The sequence below is a fragment of the Arthrobacter sp. B055-34 genome, assembly GCF_059090425.1.
This window is the reverse complement of the sequence record NZ_JBNHFQ010000001.1, coordinates 88,533-100,395: the sequence shown is the minus strand read 5'-3', so window position 1 is coordinate 100,395 and position 11,863 is coordinate 88,533. Positions and strand designations below refer to the sequence as shown.

Here is an 11,863-nt window from a genome sequence, read left to right as displayed (position 1 = left end):
CGTCCGGCCGCGGTCGGGTGCGGGATACTGGAAGACATGGATTTTCTTAGCGACCCAGAGGCAGCCGGCCGACCACGGAAAGTAGTGCTGCTGGGGTCCACCGGTTCCATCGGAACCCAGGGCATCGACGTGATCGACGGCGCCGCGGAGCGTTTCGGGGTGACGGCCATAGCGGCCGGCGGCGGCAATCTGGAAGTGGTTGCCCGGCAGGCCGTCCACACCCGGGCGGAAGCCGTAGGGATTGCCAACGGTACGCGGGAGGACCTGGCAACGGCGATCAAGGCAGCGGCCGCAGACACGGGCATCAGCGGCTACGAGCCCGAACTCTTTGCCGGCCACGACGCGTCGGCGAGGATCGCCGCCTGGCCGAATGCCGACGTCGTACTCAATGGCATTACCGGTTCGATCGGCCTGGTGCCGACCCTGGCTGCGCTGGAAGCCGGCCATCTGCTGGCGCTGGCGAACAAGGAGTCCCTCATCGCCGGCGGCGAGCTGGTCAAGCGCGCGGCGAAACCAGGCCAGCTGGTTCCGGTGGACTCGGAGCATTCCGCACTGGCCCAGGCGCTGCGCTCCGGCTCGGCGGCCGAGGTGGACCGGCTGATCGTCACCGCGTCCGGAGGACCGTTCCGCGGCAGGACCCGCGCCGAACTGCGCGCCGTGACCCCGCAGCAGGCGCTGGCGCATCCGACTTGGGACATGGGCCGGATGGTGACGACGAATTCGGCCACCATGGTCAACAAGGCGCTCGAAGTCATCGAGGCGCACCTGCTCTTCGACGTGCCGCTGGAGAAGATCGATGTGGTGGTGCACCCGCAGTCCGTGGTCCACTCCATGGTCCAGTTCGCGGATGGCTCGACAATCGCCCAGGCGTCGCCACCGGATATGCGCCTGCCCATCGCGCTGGGACTCGGCTGGCCGGAGCGGGTTCCAGGGGCGGCGAGGCCGTGCGACTGGTCCAGCGCGGTGACGTGGACCTTTGAGCCGCTGGACGACGAGGTGTTTCCCGCGGTCCGGCTGGCCAAGCAGGCCGCCGCCCAGGGCAGCACCTTCATGGCCGTCTACAACGCCGCCAACGAGGAAGCGGTGGATGCCTTCCACGACGGCCGGATCGGTTTTGTGGATATCGTGGATACCGTCGCCGCAGTAGTAGCCGACCACGCCGGCTCCGCCGAACTGACCGTGGAGTCCGTGCTGGCGGCAGAAACGTGGGCACGAACCGAGGCCCGCAAACGTTTAGGAATGATGTGACCGTACTTCTCTTTATTCTCGGAGTCCTCTTCGTCGCGGTGGGCATTGCGCTCTCCATCGCGCTGCACGAAGTGGGCCACCTGCTGCCGGCCAAACTGTTCAAGGTCCGGGTCACCCAGTACATGGTGGGCTTCGGGAAGACCCTCTGGTCGAAGAAAAAGGGCGAAACCGAGTACGGCGTCAAGGCGATTCCGCTCGGCGGCTATGTCTCCATGATCGGTATGTACCCGCCGGCGAAGGTCAAGGCGGGAGCGGCGGCGTCCGGCGCGGCGGCATCAGTGCGCCAGTCCAGCACCGGTATGTTCCAGCAGCTGGCCAACGATGCCCGGCAGGCCGAGGCGGAACGGCTGCAACCGGGCGATGATAACCGCGTGTTCTACAAGCTCCCGGTCTACAAGCGCATGATCATCATGCTCGGCGGCCCGTTCGTGAACCTGGTGATCGGCGTGGTCCTGCTCGGGATCGTGATGGTGGGCTTCGGCTCGGCGCAGCCCAGCACCACCATCAGCGAGGTCAACAAGTGCGTTGTCAGCGCCGCGCAGCAGGCCGAAACCGGGCAGACCGACTGCCTGCCGTCGGACCCGCAGGCACCGGCAACGGCCGCGGGAATCCTGCCCGGCGATACCGTCACCTCCTTCGACGGCAAGCCGGTAACCGACTGGTACGAACTCACCCGCTGGATCCGGGACGCCGCCGGCGAGGCCACGCCCATCACGCTTGAGCGCGACGGGCAGAGCATCAGCACCACCATCACGCCCGTGCTCTCGGAACGTCCGGTCTTCGACGAGTCCAACGAGCTGGTGCTCGATGCCAACGGCGACCCGGTAATGGAAGAGGTCGGCTTCGTGGGCATGGGTTCGACCCAGGAACTGGTGCCGCAGCCGGTCACGGCCGTGCCGCCCGCGGTGGGGGAGAACCTGCAGGCGATTGCCGGCGTCGTGCTTAATCTGCCGCAGCGGTTGGCCGACGTTGCCGAGGCCGCCTTCAGCGATGCCCCGCGCGATCCCAACGGGCCGATGAGCGTGGTGGGCGTGGGCCGGATTGCCGGCGAGATCAGCGCCATGGAAGAAATTCCCTTCGAGGCACGGGCGGCGTCGCTGATCGGTTTGGTCGGTTCGGTGAATCTCGCCCTGTTCGTGTTCAACCTGATCCCGCTTTTGCCGCTCGACGGCGGACACGTCGCCGGGGCGCTGTGGGAAGCAGTTCGGCGCGGCTTCGCCAAGCTGTTCCGCAGGCCGGATCCGGGCCCTGTGGACATTGCCAAATTGCTGCCGCTGACCTACGTGGTGGCCATCCTGATGATGGGCATGGGCGCCCTGCTGATCTACGCCGACATCGTCAAACCGGTCAACATCTTCGGGTAGCAGCGCAGGCCCGAACCGCCTGCATCAGAACCTCCACAACGACGGCGGAGCCGCTGGATACACTGGCAGCAGAATCGACGTATGGAGGTGGCATGTCCAAGCACGGCAGCGGCAAGTCCGGCTGGCCCCGGGCACTGGCCGCGTCGGCACTGGCCGCGGCGCTGGTGCTGAGCGGGTGCACGGCCGGACAGAACGGCAGGCCCGGCGCGTCCGGGACCGCAGCGGAAAGCGGGTCCGACCGGGACGAAAACCGGGTCTACGTCAACACTGCCGCCGCGGAGCCTGCTGTCATCACCGGGAACGACGCCGAGGCGGCGCTTGACGCCAGCCAAACCCTATTCCAGTCCAGCCCGGTGGCTGTGGTGGCCCCGGAAGGGGATGTCGCCGCCATCGAAGCTGCCGCCGCCGAGGCCAGTTCTGCCGGAGTGCCGCTGCTGCTGGCGGTGGACGGGCTCGAGGCCGAGCTGGAGCGGCTTGGTGTCCGCCAGGTCAAGACTTTCGGTGCGCCGGCTGGAGCTGCCGAATCCGCGGCTCCTGAGGCGTCTGCCGCGCCATCCGGGTCGCCGGGACCCCCCGGAACCGCCGCAGCCTCCGGATCCGCGGCAGGCTCCGGCGCGGCGGAGTGGGAAAGCGTACTGGGCGGCGTCGAGATTCTTGGTCCGGGCCAGCCAATGGACGAGGTTGCTGGGCCGGAAGAAGCCTCACCGTTCTCGGTGCTGCTTGGCGAAGACGCCAGGAAAGAACTCCCTGCCACCGTGGCCGTGCTTCAGGCCGCCGGTGTGCGCACCCACGTCGATGCCGCGGCCGACCCCCGGGCCAACCCCGAAACCGTAGACTTCCTGCGCGCCGAACCGGAGCACAACATTCTCGCGATCGGCGGGGACTTCGGCAATACGGCACAGTTCGCGGCCCGGACCGAAACCGCCCTAACGGCAGCGGAACTGCCCGGCGGAGGCATGCTGGCCTTCCCGACGCGGCGGATGGTCGCGCTCTACGGCCACCCGTCCGGTCCCGCGCTGGGTGCCCTCGGCGAACAGGATGTGGACGCCGCCATCGACCGGGCCAAGAAGCTGGCCGGCGAGTACAAGGGCCTGAGCGACGAGCCGGTAATTCCGGCGTTCGAGATCATTGCCACGGTCGCCACCGGATCCGCCGGCGAGGACGGCGATTATTCCTCCGCCACGGACATCGACCTGCTGCGGACCTGGGTAGACGCCGCAGGCGAGGCCGGCGTGTACGTGGTGCTGGACCTGCAGCCCGGCCGAACCGACTTCCTCACCCAGGCCAAGGCATACGAGGAACTGCTCAAGGAACCGCATGTCGGCCTGGCCCTGGACCCGGAATGGCGGTTGCGGGACGGCGAGCGGCACATGGAGCAGATCGGCTCGGTCACCGCAGCGGAGATCAACCAGCTCAGCGACTGGTTGGCCGCGCTGACGCGGGAGAACAATCTGCCGCAGAAGGTACTGATCCTGCACCAGTTCCAGTTGCGGATGATCTCCAACCGGGAGCAGCTTGAGACCGGGCATGACGAGCTAGCCGTCGTCATCCACGCCGACGGCCATGGCGGGCCGGGACAGAAGCTGGAGACCTGGCGCACGCTGCGGCAGGACCTGCCCGACGACGTGTGGATGGGCTGGAAGAACTTCTACGATGAGGACACCCCGATGTTCTCCCCGGAGCGGACCTACGGCGACGTCAAACCGGCCCCTTGGTTCGTGTCCTACCAATGATTAACCCGGCCCCGAGGGCAGGTAAGGTGTCGGCATGAGTGTTTTTGCCGTCGAGTATGTTTACGCCGCCGATACCGAAGAGGGCCGCGACACGCATCGTGCCGCCCACCGCGAATGGCTGAAGGGGTTCGTCAACGAAGGCCGTTTGCTGGCTTCGGGTCCGTACGCCGACGGCACCGGCGCGCTGCTGCTGTTCACCGCCGGGAGCGAAGCCGCCCTGCTGGAGGAACTGAAGCAGGACCCGTTCAACGTGCAGAACTTTGTTTCCGGCCTGCGGGTAACTGAGTGGAAGCCCGTGACCGGAGCTTTCGCCGACTACGCATGATCTTTCCCACAGCTGGCCGGTATCTTCGCAAGATCCGGGTTGCCGGAGGATAATGAAAGCTGTTCTGAACACTGCCCCCTGGAGGATGTTTTGACCTCGGTCAACCTTGGAATGCCAAACGCACCGCTGCCTGTCCTGGCGCCGCGCCGTAAAACGCGCCAGATCAAGGTCGGCTCGGTTGGCGTTGGATCGGACTCGCCGGTCAGCGTCCAGTCCATGACCACCACGCCGACCACGGACATCAATGCCACCTTGCAGCAGATCGCCGAGCTGACGGCTTCCGGCTGCGATATCGTCCGGGTGGCGTGCCCCAGCGCCGATGACGCCGAGGCGCTGCCCATCATCGCGAAGAAGTCGCAGATCCCGGTCATTGCGGACATCCACTTCCAGCCGAAGTATGTTTACGCTGCGATCGACGCCGGCTGTGCGGCGGTGCGGGTGAACCCGGGCAACATCCGTAAATTCGACGACCAGGTCAAAGAGATCGCCAAGGCGGCCAAGGATGCCGGAGTCTCCATCCGGATCGGCGTCAACGCCGGCTCGCTGGATCCGCGCCTGATGCAAAAGTACGGCAAGGCCACCCCGGAGGCCCTGGTGGAGTCCGCCGTCTGGGAAGCCTCGCTGTTCGAAGAGCATGACTTCCACGACTTCAAGATCTCCGTCAAGCACAATGATCCGGTAGTGATGGTCCGTGCCTACGAACTGCTGGCGGAGCGGGGCGACTGGCCGCTGCACCTGGGCGTTACCGAGGCCGGTCCGGCTTTCCAAGGCACCATCAAGTCCGCCACCGCTTTCGGTGCCCTGCTGTCCAAGGGCATCGGCGACACCATCCGTGTTTCTCTCTCGGCACCGCCGGTAGAGGAGATCAAGGTTGGCAACCAGATCCTGCAGTCATTGAACCTGCGTCCGCGCAAGCTGGAAATCGTGTCCTGCCCGTCCTGCGGCCGCGCCCAGGTGGATGTCTACACGCTCGCTGACCAGGTCACCGCCGGGCTGGAAGGCATGGAAGTTCCGCTGCGCGTGGCTGTTATGGGCTGCGTTGTCAACGGACCTGGTGAAGCCCGCGAGGCGGACCTGGGCGTAGCCTCCGGCAACGGCAAGGGCCAGATCTTTGTGAAGGGCGAAGTCATCAAAACTGTGCCCGAGGACCAGATTGTTGAGACACTCATCGAAGAAGCAATGAGAATTGCGGAGGAAATGGGGGAGACCGATGGCGAAAATGCTGTCAAGGGTAGCCCCGTGGTTAACGTCAGCTAACCGGCTGCGCACGGATTCCGGCTGCGAAGCCGCGGTCGCGCAGGGGCATGCCGAAATCCGGGTCCTCGACGAAGGGGACACGCCTCGGCTCTGGGAGCTGGTGAAACAGGATCCGGTGTCCAACGTGTTCCTCGCCGCGCATCTGGAATCCACAAAATCGGCTGCGCCCACCCCCTCGGGCGCCGAAATCCTCGGCTACTTCGCCGACGGCGCTTTGGCCGGTGCATGCTGGAGCGGGGTCAATCTGGTGCCCACTGCGCTCAGCGCCGAACAGGGTGCCAACCTCGGCCAGTTTCTAGCCTCCAGCAACCGCCGGACCTCGTCCATCTTCGGCCCGGCGGAAGCCGTGCTGGGCATCTGGAGTTCCTTCCAGCACAATTCCACCCGTCCTTTCGACGTACGGCCCAACCAGCCGCTGATGGAACTGCGCGGTAAGCCCGCGGTGGCGGCGAATCCCGCGGTCCGCTTCTCCACGGGGGCGGACCTGGACGTGCTGCTGCCGGCCTGCGTGGCCATGTTCGAAGAGGAAGTCGGCTATTCCCCCATGGCTGCCGGCGGACACCACTACCGCCAGCGCGTGCGGAGCCTGATCGACAAGGGGCATTCCCTGGTCTACCGCGAGCCCGGCGGTGAAGTGGTTTTCAAGGCCGAGCTGGGCAACGTCTCGGCCGATGCGGTGCAGATCCAGGGTGTCTGGATGAACCCGGCCTACCGCGGCAAGGGACTTGCGGCAGCGTACATGGCCGCCGTCGTCGAACTTTCGCGCAAGTTCGCCCCGGTAGCGAGCCTGTACGTCAACGACTACAACCAGCGCGCCGTCTCCGCCTACCAGCGTGTGGGCTTTGAGCAGGTCGGCACCTTCGCCACCGTGCTCTTCTAAGAAGTTGCCGTCCAACAGGATGCGCTGCCGGCGACACTCTGCCCCAAATTCACCCGAACCGTCCGGCGACCGTAGGATTAGTTACTGATCTGCTGTTGCGACACAACGAACTTTAGAAACGGAAACCAAGCGTGGTCCTGCGACTCTCCACCCTGTTCCTGCGCACACTGCGCGAAGATCCCGTCGACGCCGAGGTGGCCAGCCACCGGTTGCTGGTGCGCGCCGGGTATATCCGCCGCGCGGCTCCGGGCATCTACTCCTGGCTGCCGCTGGGGCTGAAGGTCCTGGCCAAGGTGGAAACCATCATCCGCGAGGAGATGTCCGCCATCGGTGCCCAGGAAGTCCATTTCCCGGCGCTGCTGCCGCGCGAACCGTACGAGGCCACCAACCGCTGGACCGAGTACGGCGAGGGGCTCTTCCGCCTTCAGGACCGCAAGGGCGCGGACTACCTGCTGGCTCCCACGCACGAGGAAATGTTCACGCTGCTGGTCAAGGATCTGTACTCCTCGTACAAGGATCTGCCTGTCTGCCTGTACCAGATCCAGACCAAGTACCGCGACGAAGCCCGTCCCCGTGCAGGGCTGCTGCGCGGCCGGGAGTTCATCATGAAGGATTCGTATTCCTTCGATATTGACGACGCCGGACTCGAGGACAGCTACCAGGCCCACCGCGGCGCCTACTTGCGTATTTTCGAGCGGCTGGGACTCGAAGTAGTGCCCGTGAAGGCCACGGCGGGCGCCATGGGCGGGTCCAAGAGCGAGGAATTCCTGCATCCGACCGAGGTCGGCGAAGACACCTTCGTCCGCTCGGCCGGCGGCTACGCGGCCAATGTCGAAGCGGTCACCACCGTGGTTCCGGCGGAGATCGACTTCACCAACCTGCCCGAGGCGGAGGTCAAGGACACCCCGGACACCCCGACCATCGACACCCTCGTGGCCGCAGCCAACGAGCTGGCACCGCGTCCGGAGGGCGAATGGACGGCTGCCGGCACGCTGAAAAACGTGGTCCTGGCCGTCACCCTGCCGACCGGGGAGCGCCAGGTCGTGGTCCTCGGCGTGCCGGGCGACCGCGCTGTGGACCTCAAGAGGGTCGAAGCCAACATCGGCGGCTTCCTGCCGATCGGCGGGGAAATCGGCATCGAGGCCGCCAACGAGAACGACCTCAAGAAGCACCCGGGACTGGTCCGGGGCTACATCGGCCCGGGCGAGAGCCTGAATGCTGCAGTGCTCGGCACCGAAGGCAAGACCGGACTGCTCTACCTGGTTGACCCGCGAGTGGTTTCCGGGACCAGCTGGATCACGGGTGCCAACGTCGACGGCAAGCATGTCTTCGGGCTGGTGGCCGGTCGGGACTTCACCTGGGACGGCGTCATCGAGAGCGTCGACGTGCGCGCCGGAGACGAAGCGCCCGACGGCTCCGGTCCGCTCGAGGCTGCCCGCGGCATCGAGATGGGCCATATCTTCCAGCTGGGCCGCAAGTACGCCGAGGCGCTGGGGCTGCAGGTGCTGGACAAGAACGGCAAGCTGGCCACCGTCACCATGGGTTCGTACGGCGTCGGTGTCACCCGGGCCGTAGCTGCCCTGGCCGAATCCAACCATGACGACAAGGGACTGATCTGGCCCCGCAACGTTGCCCCGGCTGACGTGCACGTCGTGGCAACCGGCCGCGGACAGGAAATTTTCGACGCCGCGAACAAGCTCTCCGAAGAGCTTGCGGCCGCCGGACTGGAAGTCATCTACGATGACCGGCCCAAGGTTTCCCCCGGCGTGAAGTTCGGCGACGCGGAGCTCATCGGGGTGCCGACCATCCTCGTGGTCGGCCGTGGCCTGGCCGACGGTGTCGTCGAGGTCAAGGACCGCGCCACCGGGGAAGCGCAGAACATACCCCTGGAGGAGGCCGTCGCACAGGTGGCCGCTCTCGCCGGGAAGTGATCTCCGGACTGGAGGAACTGGAACTGGCCACCATCATCCTTGTGGTGGTGGCCGGTTTCGCCGCAGGCTGGGTTGATGCAGTGGTCGGTGGCGGCGGCCTGATCCAGTTGCCGGCGCTGCTGCTGGTGCCCGGCATCAGCCCTGTGCAGGCGTTGGCGACCAACAAGATGGGCTCGATCTTCGGGACCACCACGAGCGCCATCACGTATTACCGGCGCGCGCACCCCGACCTGAAGACCGCGCTGCCCATGGCCGGCGTCGCGCTGGCGGGCAGTTTCGGCGGCGCCATCGTTGCCACGGTGCTGCCCTCGGAAGTGTTCAAGCCGATCATCGTAGCGGCGCTCATCGCCGTCGCAATTTTCACTGCCCTGCGTCCGACGGCGGGCACCCTCACCAAACTGCGCTACACCGGGGTGCGGCATTTCGGCACCGCCGCAGGCATCGGAATGGTCATCGGGTTTTACGACGGGCTGATCGGCCCCGGAACGGGCTCGTTCCTGATCATCGCGATGGTGGCCATGCTCGGGTACAACTTCCTGGCCGCCAGTGCGAAGGCCAAGATCGTGAACATGGCCACCAACTTCGGCGCCCTGCTATTCTTCCTGCCCAGCGGCGCCCTGCTGTGGGGACTCGGCCTGATTCTCGGCCTGGCAAACATGGCCGGCGGCTACCTGGGCGCCCGGATGGCGGTAACCCAGGGCAGCAAATTCATCCGCGTGGTCTTCCTGCTCGTGGTCGCGGCCCTGATCATCAAGCTGGGCTACGACGTGGTGCAGGAGAATTTCCTGGGTAACCCGGCAGCTTAGGCCGCCGGGCATGCCACGATGCCGCTCCGCTTACGGCAGTTGCAGTTCATGTGCCGGCGGAAGCCCGGGGAGGGTTCGTCCGGCGAGCGTGGAGGCAACCCAGAGGGACCGTTGCGCGTGGCCGCTGTTGCCGTGCTGCAGACAGTCCAGTGCGTTGGCCACCTCGCGGACGATACTCCACTGCCGCGCGGTCTCCGTCTCCAATCCCGCCGCGGCACAGAGTTCCTCACAGCGCCGGACCAGGTGGGCTTCCGGATCCGTGGCATGCAGGTCCGGAATACGGTTCCAGAGCATCGGCGCCACCTCGAATTCCGCCTCGCCCAGCATGGGCTTCGGATCGATGGCCGCAAAACTGCCTGCAGGATGCGTCCGGGCCAGCACGTTCCCATAATGCAGGTCCGTGTGGACCAGAACATCACGGGCTTCGCGGCGCCCCACCGTGCCCCGGACCTGGCAGACCTCCAGCGCGCATTCGAGCAGCCAGCGGTCAAAGGGCTCCCCGAGCGCAGACCAGTCCGCAGGCAGCGAATCCGACCACTGCTCGGCCATCGCCGCTACGGTCTCAAAGGGCGGCCAGCTCTCTGCCGCTTCGGGGGACCGGTGCAGCTGCCGCACCAATGGTCCCCACACTGCCGCAGTCTCGTCCAGCGGGACATCGAGCAGGGACCGGTCGCCGTCCAGCCGCTCTAGCAACTGCACAAAAGGGTCATCCTCGCTACGCAGCAGGGCCACGGCACCGCGGCCGTCCCAGATCCGCAGCGCAGCGGACTCGAGCAGCGCTTCATCGTGGGGAACCGCGAGCTTCAGCACCGCGGGTGTGCCGGATGAGGTGCGCACCGGCACCACTGCCGCCAGCTGGCCGAACCAGGGGCCGCCGCCGGCTGGGTCTGCCTCCAACTGCCAGCTTTCTAACATGGCAGCGCACAGGTTGTTGAACTGCTGGAGCCAGCTGGAGCCGCCGGGCAACTGCAGCGCGTTGAGCCGCAGGTCGGCCGGGAGCTCCATCGGGATCATTGCGGGCCGGCTTTCAACGCCGGCGCCGACGATGCCGCACCGGCAGTTCCGGACGTTCCGGAAGGGGAGACTGGGCTGCCGCTTGCCCGAAGGTCGAGGCCGGGGGTGAGTGGCGGTTCTCCGGTCATGGCCGCGATCCGCTCCGCTGCTCCCGGCAGGTCCGAGGCTGCGGCCGCCCGCAGTGCGCCGTCGCCGAGGGCCACCAGATCGCCCAGCGCCAGCGCCGCTTCGCGTTCCGCATCGCCGAGCCCCTGCCACGGCTCGTCGAGGAAGTCCTCGGGAAGTGCATAGGCCGGCCCGCGCAGCGGCAGGTCCACGCAGGCGTCTGCGGCCAGCTCCTCCCATCGCTCCATCAGGTCCCGATGCGCTGCATAGTTTTCCGCCGCGGCTTCACGGTGTGCACCCGTGATCCGGGGCAGCGCGGTCTGGTACAGGAACGCCAGCTTGTATTCACTAACAACGACGGCGGATACGGCCTGTGCTTCCGCCGGCAGTCCGCCCCCGGGAGCCGATGACTGGGATTCCTGGTCTTCCGCGTCAGGCCGGCCGCATTCTGTCGGCGGGTCCACCACGGCGGATTTCCAGGGCACCGGTTGTTCGGTGTCCGGATAAGCCTTGTGCAGCAAGGATGCCTGGCTGAAGGCCGACGCGCCGACGGAGGCCAGCAGGCGCGCAAGGCCGGGGTCCACGTCCAAGGACGCGGAGAGCAGGAAACGGGAGGTCGAGGCCAGCCGTTGAAGCGTGCCGTTGAGCGTCGGCGCCCCGGCTTCGCGCGAGGCCCGCTTGGTGGTTGTGGGGCTGGGTGCCGCTGCATCGAGGATGCCGGGACCGTTCCCAAGACCGGGCTCCGGGGCGGCTGCTCCCGACGGCCAGGAGGTCTGCAGCGGGAACAGGCCGGCCTGCTGTTCCAGCGCGGAAGCGGCGGCCAGCAGCGGTGCCGAGCCGCCGTCGTCGTTGTTTGAATTACCCTCAACCGAAGCGAGGTGACGAAGATCTCCGGCTACCGCCAGAAGCCGCTGCTCGGCGTCCAGGCGCGCCTGTTCGGTGGTGCTCAGCGGGGGAGGGACGGTCTCCAGGCTGGTGACGACGGTGCCGATGCTGACGACCAGTGCGGCGGCAAGCAAAAGCAGTAAGGTGCGCCGGAAAAAGCGGCCGGCTCTGCCGCCGGCCTTGGTGCCGGCCGTGCCCTTGGCCGGCCGTCCTGACGTTGTTCCCACAACAGTTGATAATGTCATGGCAGCAGGCACGGACGCACCACACGGTGCGGCGCGTGGCTCATCAGCGTGTCACGAGGGCTTGAGAAAG

10 protein-coding genes are annotated in these 11,863 nt (G+C 66.6%); 8 read left to right on the top strand and 2 right to left on the bottom strand.

The annotated features are described in order from the left end of the window. Positions 1 to 36: 36 nt before the first annotated feature. The 8 genes from dxr (at position 37) to AC5RWO_RS00430 (ending at position 9,544) form a co-directional block, all read left to right on the top strand. Entirely contained in the window at positions 37 to 1,248 is a 1,212-nt protein-coding gene (gene dxr / locus AC5RWO_RS00465; RefSeq protein WP_498728582.1) for a 1-deoxy-D-xylulose-5-phosphate reductoisomerase, read from the top strand. Next, entirely contained in the window at positions 1,245 to 2,612 is a 1,368-nt protein-coding gene (locus AC5RWO_RS00460) for a M50 family metallopeptidase (protein WP_498728581.1), read from the top strand. Before dxr ends, AC5RWO_RS00460 begins: the two co-directional genes overlap by 4 nt. Before the next feature lie 92 nt (positions 2,613 to 2,704). Continuing rightward, positions 2,705 to 4,345 carry a hypothetical protein gene (locus AC5RWO_RS00455; RefSeq protein WP_498728580.1) on the top strand — a complete coding sequence of 547 codons (1,641 nt, stop codon included), beginning with the start codon at positions 2,705 to 2,707 and terminating at the stop codon, positions 4,343 to 4,345. A gap of 34 nt (positions 4,346 to 4,379) precedes the next feature. Next, positions 4,380 to 4,670, top strand: coding sequence for a YciI family protein (locus AC5RWO_RS00450; protein ID WP_139005966.1), 291 nt, complete (start codon positions 4,380 to 4,382; stop codon positions 4,668 to 4,670). A 90-nt stretch (positions 4,671 to 4,760) separates the two neighbouring features. Beyond that, positions 4,761 to 5,927, top strand: a complete 1,167-nt coding sequence (gene ispG, locus AC5RWO_RS00445; RefSeq protein WP_139005967.1) for a flavodoxin-dependent (E)-4-hydroxy-3-methylbut-2-enyl-diphosphate synthase — start codon at positions 4,761 to 4,763, stop codon at positions 5,925 to 5,927. Further along, a complete protein-coding gene (locus AC5RWO_RS00440) occupies positions 5,881 to 6,807 on the top strand; it encodes a GNAT family N-acetyltransferase (protein ID WP_498728579.1) in 927 nt (308 codons plus the stop codon). The genes ispG and AC5RWO_RS00440 overlap by 47 nt, the downstream gene beginning before the upstream one ends. Positions 6,808 to 6,938: 131 nt before the next feature. After that, positions 6,939 to 8,738 carry a proline--tRNA ligase gene (locus AC5RWO_RS00435; protein ID WP_498728578.1) on the top strand — a complete coding sequence of 600 codons (1,800 nt, stop codon included), beginning with the start codon at positions 6,939 to 6,941 and terminating at the stop codon, positions 8,736 to 8,738. Then, complete coding sequence (locus tag AC5RWO_RS00430) at positions 8,735 to 9,544, top strand: sulfite exporter TauE/SafE family protein (RefSeq protein WP_498728577.1); 810 nt, start codon at positions 8,735 to 8,737, stop codon at positions 9,542 to 9,544. Before AC5RWO_RS00435 ends, AC5RWO_RS00430 begins: the two co-directional genes overlap by 4 nt. A 30-nt stretch (positions 9,545 to 9,574) precedes the next feature. On the opposite strand, the gene AC5RWO_RS00425 is transcribed toward AC5RWO_RS00430, so the two are convergent. Together AC5RWO_RS00425 and AC5RWO_RS00420 are read right to left on the bottom strand one after the other, a co-directional pair. Then, positions 9,575 to 10,549 carry an aminoglycoside phosphotransferase family protein gene (locus AC5RWO_RS00425; RefSeq protein ID WP_498728576.1) on the bottom strand — a complete coding sequence of 325 codons (975 nt, stop codon included), beginning with the start codon at positions 10,547 to 10,549 and terminating at the stop codon, positions 9,575 to 9,577. Between the two features lie 5 nt (positions 10,550 to 10,554). Then, on the bottom strand, positions 10,555 to 11,793 hold the full coding sequence (locus tag AC5RWO_RS00420) for a DUF4439 domain-containing protein (protein WP_498728575.1): 1,239 nt from the start codon (positions 11,791 to 11,793) through the stop codon (positions 10,555 to 10,557). Between the last annotated feature and the right edge of the window lie 70 nt (positions 11,794 to 11,863).

What these genes read in the sequence shown, in the direction of transcription:
- AC5RWO_RS00450 (WP_139005966.1), top strand. Translation starts at nt 4,380, where the DNA reads ATGAGTGTTTTTGCCGTCGAGTATGTTTACGCCGCCGATACCGAAGAG.
- dxr (WP_498728582.1), top strand. Translation starts at nt 37, where the DNA reads ATGGATTTTCTTAGCGACCCAGAGGCAGCCGGCCGACCACGGAAAGTA.
- AC5RWO_RS00440 (WP_498728579.1), top strand. Translation starts at nt 5,881, where the DNA reads ATGGCGAAAATGCTGTCAAGGGTAGCCCCGTGGTTAACGTCAGCTAAC.
- AC5RWO_RS00420 (WP_498728575.1), bottom strand. Translation starts at nt 11,793, where the DNA reads ATGACATTATCAACTGTTGTGGGAACAACGTCAGGACGGCCGGCCAAG.
- AC5RWO_RS00455 (WP_498728580.1), top strand. Translation starts at nt 2,705, where the DNA reads ATGTCCAAGCACGGCAGCGGCAAGTCCGGCTGGCCCCGGGCACTGGCC.
- AC5RWO_RS00425 (WP_498728576.1), bottom strand. Translation starts at nt 10,549, where the DNA reads ATGGAGCTCCCGGCCGACCTGCGGCTCAACGCGCTGCAGTTGCCCGGC.